We start from the raw sequence: 17,419 nt of genomic DNA on the forward strand, positions 1-17,419 counted from the left end.
AAAAGTGTTTGCTCGTTTAAAGTATGAAAGAATGTTTAATCAATTAAAAAATAGTTCGTTTGCTCTATTTTTTTACCCTATTTCTAAAAAACAATTTGTATATAATAAAAGTAAAGGATTGTGCGTCAAGCGGAGGAGGGGGTAAACGTGGAAAGCGTCATTTCGAAGGGAAGCACAGTGGACGAAGCCGTTCGTTTAGGGCTTGAAAAGCTGCAAGCGACGCGTGACCAAGTGTCCATTGAAGTAATACAAACAGAAAAAAAGCGAATGCTCGGCTTGCTTTCGCAAGAAGCAGTCGTGAAAATTACAAAGATTAGAGCACCGCAACCAGAACAGCCAAAGGCGAAAGTATGGCTGAAAGACGGACAGCTATATTACGAATGCACCCCGACAGAACGCCCAACAATTACAAAAGGGAAAGGCGTTCGCTTGTTTTGTAACGGGAAAGAAGTACATGATACAATCACGATTGAAGAAGGCGATCAACTGGAGGTTCGCGTGGAAGAGGAAGAAAAAACAGAAGCGGCATGGAATATTACCGTTGATTCTAGAAAAATGCAAGCCGTGTTAATGGTCGAGCCAGCGGTTCGCAAATATTATGTATTGAATGACATCGCACCAGCGAAACATATAAAGCTGCAAGCAGAACTTCGGACAGAAGCAGAGCATACAATTTCGTACGAAGAAGTGGTGAGTCGGCTCGAGCAGCTCGGGATTGTATACGGTGTCAATGAAGAGAAAATAAAAGAAGCGCTGCAAGCAAGCGAAAGGGTAAGTGTGGTCATCGCAGAAGGTCAGCTACCTCAAGACGGGAAAGATGGCTGGGCCGAATTAAAAGCAGGGATGAACCAGTCGAAAAAACCGAGAGTGCGGCAAGACGGAACGGTCGATTATCGAGAAATGGAGATTATTTCAAGCGTTCAAGAAGGGGAAGTCATCGCCATCATCCACCCACCCAAGCCAGGTCTCCCGGGGCGAAGAGTGACAGGAGAATGGATTGCTGTCCGTGATGTGTTTCCCATTCATGTTCAGCTCGGAAAAGGCGTGATGATTTCTTCTGACGGCACAAGCCTTGTCGCTACTCAATCAGGCCGTCCACAAATTGTGAAAAAGGGACGAACAGTCATCGTCTCGGTTATTCCCAAACTCGTTCATCAAGGCGATGTTGATTTATCGACAGGAAATATTCGCTTTAAAGGCGACATTGAGATTACCGGTAATGTGCAAGATGGAATGGAAGTGGAAGCGGTTGGAAGCGTTGTCATTTTCCAAAACGTGAACCGTGCGAAAATTCAAGCGCAACAGTCGATTTTTATTCACCATAACTTAATCGGAGGGACCATTGTATCTGGTGAGCAAAAAATCGTCATTGCCGAATTGAGTACGCTGCTGCATGAAATTCGGCAACAACTAGAAAAAATGATTTTCGCTCTCCAGCAGCTCATTATGTTTTCGAAGCTACAAGAAAAAGATATTTACATTGTGGCAAAAAGATTATTAGAAACAAAGTTTCAATCATTAATCGAAGCGGTAAAAAAATATGAATCTATTTGTCAAGCAAAAAAAGAAGTACTTAGTGAACCGTGGTTAGAACTAAGCAACCGTTTCCAGTCGTGTTTTATAGCAGAAAAGCCGAATCATTTTCACTGTCTAGAAAGTTTTGCGGAGCTGCTTCGTCAAATCAATGAATTTATGAATCAATACGAGCAAACAGAGACAGATTCGGTAGAACTGTCGTATGCGCTAAATAGCGTCATCCACTGTAGCGGGGATGTCATCGTTTCCGGGAAAGGGTGTTACAACTGCAACATTTATGCCGGTGGAAAATTAGTCATTGACGGAATTTTGCGCGGTGGGGAAGTGTATGCACAAAAAGGTATCTATGTAAAAGAAGCTGGCTCTTCTTTCGGCATTAAGACGACGTTGGCTGTACCAAAAGGAGAAACGATTCAAATCGATCACGCTTGGGAAGGAACGGTCATTCAAATCGGCAAAAAAGTACACACTTTCTTAGAAACGCGCAAAGGAATTCGCGCAAGATGGGACGAAGAAAAAGATGCGATTGAGCTACACTAATGGCAAGGGGCATGCAATGCCCCTGTTTTCGTATTATAATAGAAAAAAACGAAACGGGGGAATGAAAGATGTTTATTGCGTTGGATATGGACGGTACGTTGTTAACTTCCGATGGACAAATTAGTGAACGCAACAAAGAGGCGATTGTCGCAGCACAAAAAGCAGGGCATATCGTAGCGATCGCTACCGGAAGAGCGTACAAAGATGCGCACGAGCCGTTAGCGAAAGCAAACATTGTCAGCCCGATCATCGGACTGAATGGAGCGCTTATTACACAGGCTGATGGAACAGTCGTTTGTGATGTTCCGTTACATAAAAAGACGCTTATTCCGTTGTTGGAATGGGTGCGAACACAGCCGGATTTGTACTGCGAAATTTACACGAACGAAGCAGTGTATGTCGGGCTGCATAACCGCGAACATTTAGAAACACTTGCGCGCCAAGTTAGTGACCGTTATCCCCAGTTACAGCGCATCGTCCAAAAACAATTTCAACAAGCACGTGTCACCTATATCCAAGATATAAGCGAAGTCTGGAACAACGGATCACTCTTATTCTATAAAGTTCTTATTTTTTCTTTACACCTACCATCTTTATATAAATTCAGTTTGAAATTCCGACACGTTTAATCAACCTGTATTCTTGTCTATACTGCTCCTAAACGAGTCAATCAAAGGAGCGGATGAAGAATGAAGAAAAAAGGATTACAAATTACGAACGATCATGGTTGGACCATCGAACGTCTTCAAGAACAGGAACGCCGAATGAAAAATGCCAACATGGCGAAACGAATGGCAGTGATTCGTCTCATTATGCAAGGCTACTTAGGAATCCAAGTCGCTGAGCTTTTGAACCTCCATCGCGAAACCGTTTCGATTTACGTTCAAAAGTTTAATCAAGGTGGCATGGATGCGCTATTAGAACGCCATTACGCCCCGGGTAGAAAGCCGTACCTGTCTCCAGACGAAGAACGCGAATTAAGAAAGATGTTGGAAGAAAGCACCCCTGCCGATGAAGGATACGGCATCGAGACCAGCTGGAATACACGAATCATTCAACATGTGTTAGAAGAGAAATTTTCTGTCACCATGTCTCGCGGTGGGATTTGCGATATGCTCCACCGATGGGGATTTCGCTATACACGCCCTACGTATACTCTCAAACGGGCGAATCCTCAAAAACAAAAAGAGTTTCAACAAGAAATAGAACTCATAAAAAAAAACTTGCCCGACAACACAGTCATCATCTATGAAGATGAAAGTCATATTCGGGACTATCAAGCTCTTCGGGCCACATGGAGTGTCAAAGGGCGCCAAAAACAAATTCCTACGTACGGACACCACGCAACAGTCAGCTTATTAGGCGGTGTGAATATCGAAACGGGTGAATTTCTCTGTATGGAAACGGACCAATGTAATGCACAGGCTTTTCTGCAGTTTCTCCAATACACATTGAACCAATATCCAGATAAACATGTGGTGATGGTCTTGGATAACGCAAAAATTCATCATGCCAAAGTCCTTCAGCCTTTTTTACAGGAGCACGAAGAACAGTTAACTTTTGTATTCTTACCCCCTTATTCGCCGAATTTAAATTTAGTTGAACGAATTTGGGGCTGGCTGAAAGAGAGTGTCATTGCCAATCGGTTTCATCCTAGTCGAAAAGAGTTACGAGAATCGATTGTTTCGTTCTTAGAGTACCTTTCTGAGTTTCCAGAAAAAGTGCTCCAACGCATCGGACAGGTTGCTATGTCGGAAAATTAATCTGAACCTATATAGAAAAAGCAGCGCAGCAATTTCGCTTACTTCCGGACGTAACGGTTACTTCCTCTCATCCGAATAACATCGAAATAAACCACCGACAGGCGACGAAAGGAGAGGCAGTAAAACAATTGGCGGCTATATATGGAATCGATCTCAAGGAAACAATGGTGATCGGCGACAGCCTCAACGATCTTTCCATGTTTGCCGTGGCAGGCTATCGAGTAGCGATGGGAAATGCCGCGGAAGAGGTAAAGCAACAAGCGGACGTTATTACCGTTACGAACGACGAAGACGGAGTAGCAGTAGCGCTAGAGCAATTATATAAATGCACGTTGAAGTTTTAACATTTTTCGATTGTCACGTGAACGCGTGACGGAGGCAAGTCAAAGGCTTGCCTCCGTCAGTTGAAAAAAATGGAGCACCTACTTCTCCAGCAACCATTAATTAAACCTTCCAGTTGTATTCATATAGTGAAGCAAGGATGTTTCATGAAATGAACGTACAAGAACGATATTGCGCAAATAGCGAGGTATGGTTCTTTTTTTGAACAAAATATTAAATTTTATTTTAATTGCAACAGGGGATTTGTTGTCTATGTTAGAATATCTATGCAAGGGGCAAAATAACAATAGAATAGGGGGGAAGAAGGCGTTATATGTGTATGTGAACAAACGAGCAAAAATATCATCTTGGGGGTGAATGTATGCTACATATCGTAGCCTGTATTAAACAAGTACCAGATACGAAGATTATTAAAATGAATCCGAAAACGAACACGATGGACCGTGCAAGTGCCCCGGCAATTTTAAACCCGTACGATGCCCATGCAGTAGAAGAAGCTGTTCGGTTAAAAAAGAAGTATGGCGGAACAGTTTCTGTATTAACGATGGGACCTCCTCCAGCCGTTAAGGCGATCAAAAAATGCATTGAACTTGGCGCGGATGAAGGGTATATGATTTCTGACCGTGCGTTCGCCGGCGCAGATACGCTTGCGACAAGCTATGCGCTCACAAAAGCGCTCGAAAAAATCGCGAAGCAGCGCCCGATTGATCTAGTCATTTGCGGAAAAATGACGATTGACGGGGATACAGGCCAAGTCGGACCTGGCATTGCTCGCCGTTTGCACATTCCTCCTCTTACTGGTGTGAAAAAAGTCGTTGAAATTAATAAAGAAAAAGGCTATGCGATCGTTCACCGCAAACTAGAAGACGGCTATGAAGTCGTCCGATCGACATTACCGTGCTTGTTTACGGTCGAAAAAGACATCAACGACATCTCCTTTGCACCATTGCCAAACATGATTAAAGCCGCACGATATCAACCAACCATTTGGACAGCAGACGATTTAGAAGACGTCGACCGCAAACAACTAGGACTGAAAGGATCTCCAACAATTGTCTCAAAAGTATGGGCGCCGCCAAAACCAGAAGGTGGCGAGTTACTCGAAGGAAGTACGAAAGAAAAAGTCGAACAATTGCTTTCGCTCGTTTTAGTGAAAAAAGAGTTGTTTCAATAGGGGGAGAGGGGCATGAACTTTGACGATTACCGGGGAATATGGGTGTATTTAGAAGTAAAAGACGGAAATATTGCGCCTGTTTCGCTTGAGTTATTAGGAGCAGGAAGACAGCTTGCGGATAAGCGGAAAACAGAGTTGGCAGGCGTATTAATTGGAAGCAGCGTAAAGCAGCTTGCCTCCACAGCGTTTACGTATGGCGCAGATGTCGTTTACGTATACGATAACCCAATTTTTGTATATTATCGAACGGAGCCATATATGCGCGCATTGCTCGATTGTTGCGAGAAACATAAACCGGAAGTGCTGCTATATGGGGCAACACCGACAGGAAAAGATTTAGCGAGCGCGATTGCAACTGATTTACCGACGGGCTTAACGGCCGATACAACCATACTCGATATTGAAGAAGACACGGGTTTATTATTGGCGAGTCGCCCAGCGTTTGGCGGAAATATTATGGCGACGATTTTATGTAAAAAATATCGTCCGCAAATGGCGACCGTTCGTCCGAAAGTGATGAAAGCGCTACCACCAGATCCGTCGAGAACAGGGAAAATAGTAGAAGAGCATATTGAGTTGCGCGAAGAAGACATGCGAACGAAAGTATTAGAGATTGTAAGAGAGGCGAAAAAAGCGCGAATTGATGAGGCAGATATTATTGTTGCTGGTGGAAAAGGCATGGGCAGTAAAGAAGGGTTTCAACTCATTCATCAGCTGGCAGAGGTGCTTGGCGGTGCGGTTGGGGCGAGCCGTGATGTCGTCGAAGCAGGATGGATTGACCATCATCACCAAGTCGGACAAACTGGCGTAACGGTGACGCCAAAAATTTATTTTGCAATCGGCATTTCTGGTGCGATTCAGCACGTTGTGGGCATGCAAAACTCAGAGCTAATTATCGCCATCAATAAAGACCCAAACGCGCCTATTTTCCAATCATGCCACTACGGCATTGTCGGCGATGCGTTTGAAATCGTCCCGCTGTTAATTGAACGGTTCAAAGAAGAAATTCCGAAGGTAAAAGCAGCTGCCGATGTGAAGGAGGAGATCCGCCATGCCTGAAAAATTTGATTGTATCGTCGTTGGCGCAGGACCGGCAGGGACGGCTTGTGCATATGAACTAGCAAAAGCAGGGGTAAACGTGCTGTTGCTTGAGCGTGGCGAATACCCCGGCGCGAAAAACGTCATGGGCGGCGTATTGTATCGGAAAATGATGGAAGATATTATTCCAGAGTTTTATAAAGAAGCACCGCTAGAACGCCCAATTGTCGAGCAACGATTTATGATGATGGATAAAGAATCAGCGGTGACGTTTAGTTACAAAGGATTAGAATGGGGGCGTGAGCCGTATAACAATTTTACCGTATTGCGTGCCAAATTTGACCAATGGTTTGCTGAAAAAGCAGTCGAACAAGGAGCGCTACTTGTTTGTGAAACGGTAGCGGTCGAATGTATTGTAGAAAACGGTCGCGTCGTCGGCGTCCGGACGGATCGTCCAGATGGCGAGATTTATGCGGATGTGGTCGTATTGGCTGACGGTGTCAACTCGCTACTGGCGAAACAGCTCGGCTTCCACCGCGAATGGCGGCCAGATGAAGTCGCTTTAGCGACGATGGAAATTTTAAAACTAGATAAAAACGTGATTGAAGACCGCTTCAATCTCGAGCCGAACCAAGGCTGTACGATTGAGATTTTTGGCGATGCGACGAAAGGAATTGTAGGTACTGGATTTTTATATACGAATAAAGATACGCTTAGCATCGGCGTCGGTACGCTATTATCAGGGCTGATTAAGCATAAAATGAAACCGTACGACTTGCTGGAATATGTGAAAAACCACCCGATGATTCGCCCATACATTCAAGGGAGCGAGCCGGTCGAATATTTGGCGCACTTGATTCCAGAAGGGGGCTATCATTCGATTCCGAAAGTCGCGGGCAACGGGGTGCTCGTTGTTGGGGATGCGGCACAGCTTGTCAATGCGATTCACCGCGAAGGTTCAAATATGGCGATGACGTCCGGTCGATTAGCGGCGGAAACGATCATCATGGCAAAAGAGCAAAATGACTTTTCCGAAAGCATGCTCGACCAATACCGAATGAAGCTCATGGAAAGCTTTATCGGGCAAGATTTGAAAAAATACAAAGATGCAACGCATCATTTTGAATCGTTCCCACAATATTTTGAGCAATACATCCCGATGCTCAACCGCGCAGCAAGCCAAATGTTTACGGTGGACGGGGCATCGAAATGGGAAAAACAGAAAAAAATTTGGCGTGATCTCGGCTCGACGAAACAAAAGTTTAAGCTGGCGCGAGATATGATGAAAGCATGGAAGGTGATGAAATGATGAAGGCGCAAACGATTGAAGAAAAACAATATTTAGTTCGTTTTAACGCGGATACGAAATCGCATCTTCACGTGCTTGACCCGAATATTTGTTTAACGAAATGTCCAGATAAAATTTGTACGATTTTTTGCCCGGCGTCTGTGTATAAATGGGAAGAAGTTCGGATGCACGTCGGCTACGAAGGATGCCATGAATGCGGAAGCTGTCGTATCGGCTGTCCGTACGAAAACATTCAATGGGAATATCCACGCGGCGGCTATGGCATCGTCTTCCGTTTGGGGTGATCGCCATGTTTCATATCGGAGACTGCGTCATTTATGCCCTTGATGGAACGAGAGGAATTGTGTTAGAAGTGACCGATGACCGTTGCCACGTCTTATGGGAAGATTACTTCGTCAGCTGGGAGAAAAAAGAGTTATTAAAAATCGATGAAGAGCTAACAAAAAAACAAACGATTCGCGTTTCTTCTAACGTCAGCCACCCTTTGTTGTAGGGTGGTCTTTTGTTCTTCTATATACAATTTATTCCGAAAAAGGGATTGACATATAATTTTTTTATTTATCCTGAATCCGTGGCAAAACATCTTTACAATGGTCGCAAACCGTTGGTACGATAAGGGAAAACGACGTTTATGACTCTTCATCAAGTAGGTGAATTTCATGAAAGATTTTCCGATTCGGTTTGTATGGACAGATGAAGCGATCACCCCAAGTGCTGGGCTTGCCCTCGTTGGCTACTTGCTTCATCAAACGAAACTCGACAAACGGTTAAACGTCCTTCGGCTTCCGCAGGTGCGCCGAGATGTTCACATCTCTCATGGTGATGTCATTCGCTCGATGATCGGTTTGCTTGCCACAGGAAAAACGGATTTCGATCATATCGAAGCGTATCGTCATGATGATCTATTTGCGACATCGCTGGGCATCGAACACGTGCCTTCCTCTCCGACTTTACGGCAGCGACTGGATCAGCTCGCCTGTCTTCCGATGACAGACACGATTCTTTGGGAGGAATCGATGCGCCTATTGAGGCGACGACAAGCGACCTTGTCCCCTTGTTGGACAAAACAAAAGACGACATGGGTTCCCCTGGATTTAGATGGCTCCCCGTTTGACAACTCCGACACGAAAAAGGAAGGAGTCAGTCGGACGTATAAAGGATTTGACGGCTTTACGCCATTGTTTGCGTATGCAGGAAAAGAAGGATATATCGTCCACGCGGAGCTGCGCCCAGGAAAACAACACGTACAAGATGGAATGCCGTCGTTTTTAACCACTGCCATCCATCGGGCACGTGCGCTCACCTCATCTCGTCTGCTTGTTCGCATGGATGCAGGAAACGATGCAGAAGCGAATGTGCGCGTGTGCCTCGAAGAAGGCGTGGATTTTGTCATCAAACGGAACTTGCGCCGAGAATCGAAAGCCCTTTGGTTTCAAATCGCTTCGCAAAAAGGCAAGCGCACGGACGACTCCACGGAAGGGGTGCAAACATACGAGCTATGCCTTCCGCAAACGATGACGATCGATGGAAACACGCATACGTACTTCCAAGTCACCCAAGTGACCGAACGGACGATGGAACGAAATGGACAGTTGCTTTTCGTTCCTGATTACGAAGTCGAAAGCTATTGGGTGCGCTTAGAAGGGTATGACCACATGCATATGCAAGATATACTCGCGTTGTACCACGACCATGCGACATGCGAGCAGTTTCATAGCGAACTCAAGAGCGATCTCGATTTAGAGCGACTTCCGTCTGGGAAGATGAAAACGAATGCGCTCGTTTTGGTCATCGGGGCATTGGTTTACAATCTTCTTCGTCTGATCGGGCAAGACATATTAAGCGATCCACGCCATCCGTTACATCACAAAGTGAGACGCCGCCGCATCAAGACGATCATTCAGACAGTGATCACGATGGCAGGGCGACTCGTACGCCGATCGCGACAGATATGGATGAAGTTGACGCGAAGGAGTGGCTATAGCGAGCCGCTTCTGAACGTTTACATGAAATGGAGAGAAGGAAGGTAACGAACAATCGTTCGATTCTTTATATCCATCTCGACTCCCTGTCCTTTTTTGTTTTTTCTTTTTGGTTTACATCCCCAAAAAAGAGATTTGTTTCATTTCTGAGAATAAACCTAAATCCGTGATAAAAACGCGTGCAAGCTGCCGAGAAAGCGCAATAAATCAACAAATATTTTACTTGTTGCCCTTCACCCAATAGGTGAATATACAAAAATGAGCTAAAACTTTAATATGATCGGATTTCTGGGTACTTATGAGAAGAAGTTGTCACGGATTCAGGTGATAGATAGAAAGGAAAAGAACGATGGAACGAGAACATTTACTATTAATCGACGGAATGGCGTTATTGTTTCGGTCGTTTTATGCGACAGCGCCGAGATGGATGGTGAATAGCCGTGGGGTGCCGACGAATGCGGTATATGGGGTAGTAAAGCATATCGAAGCGGCGACCAATATACTTCGACCGACGCATGTCGTTTGTTGCTGGGACATGGGGAGTACGACGTTTCGCACCGAATGGTTTCCAGACTATAAGGCAAATCGTGGCGAGCCGCCGCATGAATTAATTCCACAGTTTGATTTAGCAAAAGAAGCCGTTGCGATGCTTGGTATTCCGAATATCGGTGTGCTTAGTGCGGAGGCGGACGACTGCATCGGTTCGTTCGTCAAGCAATATCGCGAACATATGCAAATTTCTATTATTACAGGAGACCGCGATTTATTTCAGCTTCTTTCCGAGCATGTCACCGTCTATTTGTTGGCAAAAGGCATCGGCAACTACGAGGCGTATACGCTCGAACGCTTTATTCAAGAAAAAGGGATTCAGCCACAGCAGCTTATTGATGTGAAAGCGCTGATGGGTGATCCGAGCGACAATTACCCAGGTGTACGTGGCATTGGAGAAAAACAGGCGTTTAAACTCATTCAACAATACGGTTCGATTGAAGGAGTCCTCGGGAATTTAGCAAACTTAACAAAAGCACAGCAACAAAAAATAACAACACATCTCGACTTGCTTCATTTATCGCGCAAACTCGCAGCCATTCATTGTGACATTCCGATTCAATTAGAGTTGGAAGAGGCGAAATGGCATGATGAGCGTAAGCGGTTTGCGGAAGTGTTAGAAGCGATTCGGTAAGGTGGAGTAAATCATGTTAGTAGAAGGAAAAGTCGGACGTTAAACAATAAAAAGGTGCTAAATGTATGTGAAAATTCCCTAAAAACACTGGATTTGAAGTCGTTTCCGATCATTGATGACTTTGAAATCATAGTGACAGTTAAAAGTCACAAGACATGGGGAAAACATCTTTTTTTCTATAGTGCGAAGCAGAATGAAATTCTCACTTCATTTCCATGGTGGGATTTTGTAGAGAAATTGTTAGTCGATTGGGATGAACATGATATTCCAAACGGTACAAGTGATCGTCCTTTTTTTGACCTTGAACAAGGATGGCATATTATGATTTTCGAAAAACGTGACTATATGTATATTTTAGAAGGGAACGATTATCATTGTGAATACAATAAAATTCATACGTGGTATAAGGTTCCGAAAGAAGTGTACTATGAAGAATGGAAAAAGTTATTAAATATGTTTTAACCAGCCCCACGTGGAGGCTGGTTTTTGTATAGGCCTATTGGTTTAGGAAATATTTTTCAATATCATCAAGCATATAGTTCGCAGCGAGAACCCCACCAGCTGTATTCCAAATGGCGTCACTCACTTTGTACACTTTTCCTTGTTTCGCTACGTTTAAATTTTTGAAAAGCGGATCGTTAATCCATTCATCTTCTACTTTTGTAGCTGCTCCGTCTCCTTCTTCATATGTAAAATAAAAGAGAATATCGCCATCCATTGCCGGAATTCGTTCTTTTGTTACCCCTTTTTCCGCAAAATCGTTGATGTTTTGTGACTCAGGGCGTGCAAATCCTAGTTGATCTAAAATAACACCAGAGAAGGAGTCTTTGTGATAAATGCGTACGTCTCCAGCCATAAAGCGGACGATGGAAACTTTCATCTGTAGCTTGTCTCCTAACTTCGCTTTTAGAGCTTCAATACGTTGGTCGTACGCGGACATGATTTCTTTTCCTTTCTCTTCTTTATTGACTGCTTTTGCATAGAGCATGAAGTTTTCTTTCCAGTTTCCTTTTAACGTTTCAGAAAAAACAGTTGGAGCAATAGCGTTTAATTGCTCATAAATTTTTTCTTGGCGCAATTTGTTACCAATAATTAAGTCTGGCTTTAATGAAGCGATTGCTTCTAAACTTGGCTCACTTTCTGTTCCAATCTCCTTTACGTCATCCATTTGATCTTTAATATGATCATACCAAGGATCTCCAAGCCACGATTTAACAGCACCGACTGGTTTTATACCTAATGCTAATAAAGCTTCTGTTCCTTCGTTCGTTAAAATAACAACGCGTTTAGGTGTACTTTTTATTTCGGTTGTGCCCATCGCATGCTCGACTGTATAACTTACAGGTTTTTCTGTTTTCTTTTCATCCTGTTTTGTAGTTGTTTTTTCGCTCGAACCGTTGCAAGCGCTGAGAACGAAAAGAAGAACAATCATCATTGCCAGCATAAAAGAAAATTTTTTCATATGTATGCCTCCTTATTGAAAATGATTTTCGTTAACGAACAAAATAATAATACTAATGATAATCATTGTCAATTAAAATATAATTGAATTATAATTGACTTTTCGAGATTTCAAATAATCTAATAAATTAATTGACACTGATATTCGATATCAAATAGACTTTATATGAGGCTACAAATCATAGTAAGGAGATTATCTACAATGTTAGAAAACAGTACAAAACGGTTTGTTGGACTGCTTTTACTTGTACTTACATTTTTTATTAGTATGGGGATGAGCATCATTTATGGCTACACAGATACAAGCTACCAAACGGCAATCGAGGCGCTGATGAATAAAGGTATTTCTAATGAACATCTTGTTATTAATACGGTTCGTTTGCCACGTGCCCTCATCGGCGCAGCTGTTGGGGCAAGTTTAGCCATGGCAGGGGCACTGATGCAGGCTTTAACTAAAAATCCCCTCGCTTCGCCTGGAATTTTTGGAATTAATGCAGGGGCGGGGTTTCTAATTGTGTTATGTGTAACCTTCTTTCAAGTTAGTTCCCTTTATATGTTCTCATTGCTTGCTTTAATTGGCGCTGCGCTTGCAGCGATCATTGTATTTATCATCAGCTCAGTTGGAAAAGAAGGGATGACCCCGATTAAATTAACATTAGCAGGAACGGCCGTAGCGACACTTTTTGCTTCTTTGACACAAGGGCTATTAGTGGCAAATGAAAAAGCATTAGAAGAAGTGTTGTTTTGGCTGGCAGGTTCTGTTTCAGGACGAAAGTTAGAGATGTTAACTTCTGTTCTTCCTTACTTTCTCATTGCGTGGGTTGGGTCTTTTTTATTAGCTTCAAAGATCAACATTATCATGCTAGGAGACGATGTAGCAAAAGGATTGGGACAACGTACCAACTTTGTCAAGTTAATTATGGCTATTTTTATTGTTTTGTTAGCAGGGAGTTCTGTGGCAGTAGCTGGGCCAATAGGTTTTATAGGAATTATTGTTCCCCATATTGCTCGAGCATTTGTCGGGAATGATCATCGTTGGTTGTTGCCGTATTGTGCGTTCATTGGGGGAAGCCTCTTGAACTTTGCCGACATTGGAGCTCGGTATATATTAATGCCGCAAGAAGTGCCTGTCGGAATTATGACGGCATTTATCGGGGTTCCATTTTTTATTTATGTTGCCCGTAGGGGGATTTTAAAATGAGAAAGTACATACCATTCCGAATGGGAAACAACATTTCATTTTTAATGGACAAAAAAGCGATGACCACTTGCTTAGTGCTGCTAATCATTTCTATTTTTTTGTTTCTTCTTAGCACAGGCATTGGAGAAATGTATATTTCCCCAGTAAATGTTATAAAAACGCTACTAGGTAGTGGAAGTGAGATGGATGAGATTGTAATTTATTCATTTCGTTTACCTCGAATGATTATCGCCTTTTTTGCAGGAATGTCTTTAGCTATAGCTGGTGCTATTCTTCAAGGAATGATTCGCAATCCGCTCGCTTCTCCAGATGTACTTGGGATGACAAGTGGCGCAGCCGTAGTCATTGTTTTGTTTTTAACGATATTTAGTGATAAAAACGGATCGCTTATCATTAGTATTCACTGGTTGCCTTTAGGTGCTTTCATAGGGGCGACGATCGCTGTTTTTCTTGTGTATATGCTAGCCTGGAAAAACGGGGTGTCCCCGATTCGTCTCGTCTTGATCGGGATAGGGATATCTGCGCTCATGCAAGCTTTTACTACCATGCTCATGCTCATTGGGCCGATTTATCGGGCGAGTCAAGCGAATATTTGGATTACTGGAAGTGTATATGGCGCCTCTTGGAAACAAGTCATCATTTTCATACCTTGGGCTCTTTTATTGTTACTTATTAGTTTCATTTCCGTTCGACAAATAAATATTCAAGAATTAGGTGAGGAGCTTGCGATCAGCGCAGGTGTTTCTTTGCAAAAACAGCGCCTGTTTCTTCTTTTATTAAGCACGGCGCTAACAGGGGGAGCTGTAGCATTTGCTGGAGGAATTGGTTTTGTCGGACTGATGGCTCCGCATATGGCACGAAGATTAGTAGTTTCTTCTTTTGGAGGGATGCTGCCAATAGCAGCTTTGTTAGGTGGCATTCTCGTGTTGCTTGCGGATTTATTGGGACGGACACTGTTTACCCCACTAGAAGTTCCAGCAGGTGTATTTACCGCGGCAATTGGAGCCCCTTATTTTATTTATTTGTTGTATAAAAATCGAAATACGTAGCGGGGTGGGAAATATGACCATTTTACAAACAAAGTCGCTTACACTGTCTTATGGAAACTCAATCGTCATCGATGAGCTAAATATGAGCATTCCAAAAGGGGAAATTACTGTTTTCATTGGTGCAAATGGATGTGGGAAATCAACGTTATTACGGTCGTTAGCTAGATTACTAAAACCGATTGGTGGGACGGTATTACTTGAGGGAAAAGAGATTACAAAAATGCCCACAAAAGAAGTAGCAAAAAAGATGGCGATTTTACCGCAGTCGCCAACCGTTCCAGAAAGTTTGACCGTTTTGCAACTTGTTAAGCAAGGTCGTTATCCGCACCAAACATGGTTAAAACAATGGTCAAAAGAGGATGAAGATGCGGTTAAGCGCGCACTTCAAGCAACTGGTATGATACAGTTCGCGGAGCGTTCCGTTGACTCTCTCTCAGGAGGACAGCGCCAACGTGCATGGATTGCGATGACATTGGCTCAACATACGGAAGTCATTTTGCTTGATGAACCGACAACTTATTTAGATGTGGCACATCAAATCGAAATTCTTGACTTATTGTTTACATTACATGAACAAGAAAAGCGAACGATTGTCATGGTGCTTCATGATTTAAATTTGGCGTGCCGTTATGCCCATCATATCGTTGCCATCCGTGACAAAACCGTATATGCACAAGGGAAACCGGAGAAAATTATTTCACGTGAGCTTGTCAAAGATGTTTTTCAGCTTGATTGTGAAGTAATCTATGATCCTTTATTTGGAACACCACTTTGTATTCCATATGGAAGAGGTAGATACCTTTTGGATAGGGAAGGAGTATCATGATGAATCTTTCTGAAGATGAGGTGAAACAGTTAGAGAGATTTCGTTTTTCGAAAAAACGTATGATTTCCCCTTTATCTATTCGGCTTGATCAACTGCATGATGAAAGGGAACTCGCGATATATTTACAACTTGTGCAGCAAAAAATTGGTGCTCGAAATCAAGTAGTTTCTGCTTCTATATTCATGAAAAGATATAGCTTTTTTATAGCCATCGTTTTATATGCAATGTCTGTATGGAATAAACGGCTTCCATTGCCTTTTCAACAAATATGGATGGAAACAGACAACGACTCAACGCTGTGGATACCTACTTTTCACTTTGAGTTGCTTACATATACAACAGTTAGTGAAAATCGTGACAAATGGCGCATGCAAACGCTCCAACATCTCTTTGCGGAACATGTTGCTTTGTTAATTGAGCAATTGCGGAAAATCACAAACATTTCACCATTAATCTTATGGGAGAACATCGCGGTCTATGTGATTTGGTTATATGAAACGTTACTAAAAGAAAATCAGTTTAGTGATGTACGTGATCAAATTTATGACGATTTTCTGTTTGTTGTGCAAAAAGCAGAGGGAAAGTTGTTCGGACCATATTCCGAAAATCCGTTATATCGTTTTTGGAAAGGAGAAAGTCGTACTCGAAGAACAACGTGTTGTCTTTTTTATCAAACAGCTAAGCAAGACCATTGTCGAACATGTCCAATTAGATAACATGAAATAGAGATCCAGCCCCACGTGGGGGCTGGGTTTTATTCCCTCACTTGCCCATTTCCATACACAAGCGTTTTCGTTGTCGTGATGGCGCGCAAGCCCATCGGTCCGCGGGCGTGCAGTTTTTGCGTGCTAATGCCGATTTCGGCACCGTACCCAAACTGTTCGCCGTCGGTAAAACGGGTAGAGGCGTTATGGTACAATACAGCGGCATCGATGCGAGCGAAAAATTGTTCCACGTGTTCCTTACATTTGGAAATAATCGCTTCGGAATGTTTCGTGCCATAGCGCTCAATATGTTCAATCGCTTCGTCCACCGTTTCGACGAGTTTCACCGCTAAAATAGGGGCTAAAAATTCAGTTGCCCAATCTTCTTCTGTCGCTTCACGGACGAACGGATATGTAGCCGCAAGCTGTTTGTCGCCACGCAATTCGACCCCTTTTTCATGCAAGGTGTGAAGCAGTTCGTTTGTATATGGCCATTTGTTATGAACGATGACCGTTTCAACCGCATTACAGACGGATGGGCGCTGCAGTTTGGCGTTTATGACAATATCGATCGCCATTTCTTTTTTGGCAGAGTCGTCGATAAAAATATGGCAGTTGCCGACGCCTGTTTCTAATACTGGGATCGTTGCGTTTTCGACGACCGATTGAATAAGTCCTGCTCCACCGCGGGGAATGAGTACGTCTAAATACTCTTTTAGGCGAAACATTTGTTGCGCCGTTTCGCGACTCGTATCCTCTAATAGTTGAATCGCATCGGCTGGAATGGCCGACCGTTTTAACGCCGCTTGCATGACCGAAACGAGCGCCTTATTCGAGTGAATGGCGGAAGAGCTGCCGCGCAGCAAGACAGCATTTCCCGTTTTTAAACAAAGGCTAGCCGCATCGACGGTGACATTTGGTCGCGCTTCATACACCATGCCGACGACACCGAGCGGTACACGAATTTGTTTTAAGAGCAGCCCATTTGGTCGTGTCCATTCTTCTATCGTTTCCCCGATCGGATCTGGCAGATCAACGACTTGGCGAACCCCATCAGCGATTTGCTGAATGCGTTCTTCCGTGAGCTGCAAACGATCAAGCAATGAAGGAGAGAGCCCGTTTCCTTTTCCGATCGCCATGTCTTTTTCGTTTTCTTGTAAAATGTACTCCGTTTGCGCAATTAACGCTTCGGCAATCATCGTGAGCGCGTTGTTTTTTTCTTCTGTTGATAACATTGCTAATTGACTAGCCGCTTGCTTTAATTTTTTCGCTTTGACGATTAATTCACTCATTCATTTTCGCTCCTTTCGT

General features: G+C 43.4%; 17 protein-coding genes and 1 pseudogene. 16 read left to right on the forward strand and 2 right to left on the reverse strand.

Going from position 1 to position 17,419, the window contains the following annotated elements; genetic code table 11:
- Positions 1-147: 147 nt before the first annotated feature.
- From GFC30_RS08445 to GFC30_RS17465, 12 genes and pseudogenes are all read left to right on the forward strand, one after another.
- Positions 148-2,076, forward strand: a complete 1,929-nt coding sequence (locus GFC30_RS08445; RefSeq protein ID WP_066324267.1) for a FapA family protein — start codon at positions 148-150, stop codon at positions 2,074-2,076.
- A 68-nt stretch (positions 2,077-2,144) separates the two neighbouring features.
- Complete coding sequence (locus GFC30_RS08450) at positions 2,145-2,705, forward strand: HAD family hydrolase (protein ID WP_066324268.1); 561 nt, start codon at positions 2,145-2,147, stop codon at positions 2,703-2,705.
- A 60-nt stretch (positions 2,706-2,765) separates the two neighbouring features.
- Complete coding sequence (locus GFC30_RS16870) at positions 2,766-3,839, forward strand: IS630 family transposase (RefSeq protein ID WP_066323099.1); 1,074 nt, start codon at positions 2,766-2,768, stop codon at positions 3,837-3,839.
- 11 nt (positions 3,840-3,850) lie between these two features.
- Positions 3,851-4,183: pseudogene (locus tag GFC30_RS16500) on the forward strand (HAD-IIB family hydrolase); the annotation flags it as partial.
- Positions 4,184-4,542: 359 nt separating this feature from the next.
- Positions 4,543-5,355 (forward strand): electron transfer flavoprotein subunit beta/FixA family protein, encoded by an 813-nt coding sequence (locus tag GFC30_RS08465; RefSeq protein ID WP_066324271.1) that lies wholly within the window; start codon positions 4,543-4,545, stop codon positions 5,353-5,355.
- A gap of 12 nt (positions 5,356-5,367) precedes the next feature.
- Positions 5,368-6,414, forward strand: coding sequence for an electron transfer flavoprotein subunit alpha/FixB family protein (locus GFC30_RS08470; RefSeq protein WP_066324274.1), 1,047 nt, complete (start codon positions 5,368-5,370; stop codon positions 6,412-6,414).
- A complete protein-coding gene (locus tag GFC30_RS08475; protein ID WP_066324276.1) occupies positions 6,407-7,702 on the forward strand; it encodes an FAD-dependent oxidoreductase in 1,296 nt (431 codons plus the stop codon). The genes GFC30_RS08470 and GFC30_RS08475 overlap by 8 nt, the downstream gene beginning before the upstream one ends.
- Positions 7,684-7,986 (forward strand): ferredoxin family protein, encoded by a 303-nt coding sequence (locus tag GFC30_RS08480; protein WP_025948820.1) that lies wholly within the window; start codon positions 7,684-7,686, stop codon positions 7,984-7,986. Before GFC30_RS08475 ends, GFC30_RS08480 begins: the two co-directional genes overlap by 19 nt.
- A 5-nt stretch (positions 7,987-7,991) precedes the next feature.
- Positions 7,992-8,195, forward strand: coding sequence for a hypothetical protein (locus GFC30_RS08485; protein WP_066324278.1), 204 nt, complete (start codon positions 7,992-7,994; stop codon positions 8,193-8,195).
- A gap of 166 nt (positions 8,196-8,361) precedes the next feature.
- A complete protein-coding gene (locus GFC30_RS08490; protein WP_066324281.1) occupies positions 8,362-9,732 on the forward strand; it encodes an IS1380 family transposase in 1,371 nt (456 codons plus the stop codon).
- 301 nt (positions 9,733-10,033) lie between these two features.
- The gene (locus GFC30_RS08495) at positions 10,034-10,867 is read left to right on the forward strand and encodes a 5'-3' exonuclease (RefSeq protein WP_066324283.1); all 834 of its coding nucleotides are present in this window, start codon (positions 10,034-10,036) and stop codon (positions 10,865-10,867) included.
- A gap of 321 nt (positions 10,868-11,188) precedes the next feature.
- Positions 11,189-11,329, forward strand: coding sequence for a hypothetical protein (locus tag GFC30_RS17465; protein ID WP_238583471.1), 141 nt, complete (start codon positions 11,189-11,191; stop codon positions 11,327-11,329).
- 34 nt (positions 11,330-11,363) lie between these two features.
- Here the strand turns inward: GFC30_RS17465 and GFC30_RS08505 are convergent, their stop codons facing one another.
- Positions 11,364-12,329 carry an ABC transporter substrate-binding protein gene (locus GFC30_RS08505; protein WP_066324289.1) on the reverse strand — a complete coding sequence of 322 codons (966 nt, stop codon included), beginning with the start codon at positions 12,327-12,329 and terminating at the stop codon, positions 11,364-11,366.
- 201 nt (positions 12,330-12,530) lie between these two features.
- On the opposite strand from GFC30_RS08505, the gene GFC30_RS08510 reads away from it, so the two are divergent.
- Genes GFC30_RS08510 through GFC30_RS08525 form a run of 4 tightly spaced genes read left to right on the forward strand, consistent with a single transcriptional unit; the run spans position 12,531 to position 16,120 of the window.
- Positions 12,531-13,529, forward strand: a complete 999-nt coding sequence (locus tag GFC30_RS08510) for a FecCD family ABC transporter permease (RefSeq protein WP_066324291.1) — start codon at positions 12,531-12,533, stop codon at positions 13,527-13,529.
- Positions 13,526-14,578 carry a FecCD family ABC transporter permease gene (locus tag GFC30_RS08515; RefSeq protein WP_066324293.1) on the forward strand — a complete coding sequence of 351 codons (1,053 nt, stop codon included), beginning with the start codon at positions 13,526-13,528 and terminating at the stop codon, positions 14,576-14,578. The genes GFC30_RS08510 and GFC30_RS08515 overlap by 4 nt, the downstream gene beginning before the upstream one ends.
- Before the next feature lie 13 nt (positions 14,579-14,591).
- On the forward strand, positions 14,592-15,404 hold the full coding sequence (locus tag GFC30_RS08520; RefSeq protein WP_066324294.1) for an ABC transporter ATP-binding protein: 813 nt from the start codon (positions 14,592-14,594) through the stop codon (positions 15,402-15,404).
- The gene (locus GFC30_RS08525) at positions 15,401-16,120 is read left to right on the forward strand and encodes an IucA/IucC family C-terminal-domain containing protein (protein ID WP_238583472.1); all 720 of its coding nucleotides are present in this window, start codon (positions 15,401-15,403) and stop codon (positions 16,118-16,120) included. Before GFC30_RS08520 ends, GFC30_RS08525 begins: the two co-directional genes overlap by 4 nt.
- A gap of 38 nt (positions 16,121-16,158) precedes the next feature.
- On the opposite strand, the gene GFC30_RS08530 is transcribed toward GFC30_RS08525, so the two are convergent.
- Positions 16,159-17,400, reverse strand: a complete 1,242-nt coding sequence (locus tag GFC30_RS08530) for a glutamate-5-semialdehyde dehydrogenase (RefSeq protein WP_066324300.1) — start codon at positions 17,398-17,400, stop codon at positions 16,159-16,161.
- Positions 17,401-17,419 lie beyond the last annotated feature (19 nt).

It is taken from the genome of Anoxybacillus amylolyticus (genome assembly GCF_001634285.1).
GTDB classification, from domain to species: Bacteria; Bacillota; Bacilli; order Bacillales; family Anoxybacillaceae; genus Anoxybacteroides; species Anoxybacteroides amylolyticum.

Bases quoted from the DNA above. Each gene is read 5' to 3' on its own strand.
- GFC30_RS08450 (WP_066324268.1), top strand. From the start codon at position 2,145: ATGTTTATTGCGTTGGATATGGACGGTACGTTGTTAACTTCCGATGGA.
- GFC30_RS16870 (WP_066323099.1), top strand. From the start codon at position 2,766: ATGAAGAAAAAAGGATTACAAATTACGAACGATCATGGTTGGACCATC.
- GFC30_RS08465 (WP_066324271.1), top strand. From the start codon at position 4,543: ATGCTACATATCGTAGCCTGTATTAAACAAGTACCAGATACGAAGATT.
- GFC30_RS08470 (WP_066324274.1), top strand. From the start codon at position 5,368: ATGAACTTTGACGATTACCGGGGAATATGGGTGTATTTAGAAGTAAAA.
- GFC30_RS08475 (WP_066324276.1), top strand. From the start codon at position 6,407: ATGCCTGAAAAATTTGATTGTATCGTCGTTGGCGCAGGACCGGCAGGG.
- GFC30_RS08480 (WP_025948820.1), top strand. From the start codon at position 7,684: ATGGAAGGTGATGAAATGATGAAGGCGCAAACGATTGAAGAAAAACAA.
- GFC30_RS08485 (WP_066324278.1), top strand. From the start codon at position 7,992: ATGTTTCATATCGGAGACTGCGTCATTTATGCCCTTGATGGAACGAGA.
- GFC30_RS08490 (WP_066324281.1), top strand. From the start codon at position 8,362: ATGAAAGATTTTCCGATTCGGTTTGTATGGACAGATGAAGCGATCACC.
- GFC30_RS08495 (WP_066324283.1), top strand. From the start codon at position 10,034: ATGGAACGAGAACATTTACTATTAATCGACGGAATGGCGTTATTGTTT.
- GFC30_RS17465 (WP_238583471.1), top strand. From the start codon at position 11,189: ATGATTTTCGAAAAACGTGACTATATGTATATTTTAGAAGGGAACGAT.
- GFC30_RS08505 (WP_066324289.1), bottom strand. From the start codon at position 12,329: ATGAAAAAATTTTCTTTTATGCTGGCAATGATGATTGTTCTTCTTTTC.
- GFC30_RS08510 (WP_066324291.1), top strand. From the start codon at position 12,531: ATGTTAGAAAACAGTACAAAACGGTTTGTTGGACTGCTTTTACTTGTA.
- GFC30_RS08515 (WP_066324293.1), top strand. From the start codon at position 13,526: ATGAGAAAGTACATACCATTCCGAATGGGAAACAACATTTCATTTTTA.
- GFC30_RS08520 (WP_066324294.1), top strand. From the start codon at position 14,592: ATGACCATTTTACAAACAAAGTCGCTTACACTGTCTTATGGAAACTCA.
- GFC30_RS08525 (WP_238583472.1), top strand. From the start codon at position 15,401: ATGATGAATCTTTCTGAAGATGAGGTGAAACAGTTAGAGAGATTTCGT.
- GFC30_RS08530 (WP_066324300.1), bottom strand. From the start codon at position 17,400: ATGAGTGAATTAATCGTCAAAGCGAAAAAATTAAAGCAAGCGGCTAGT.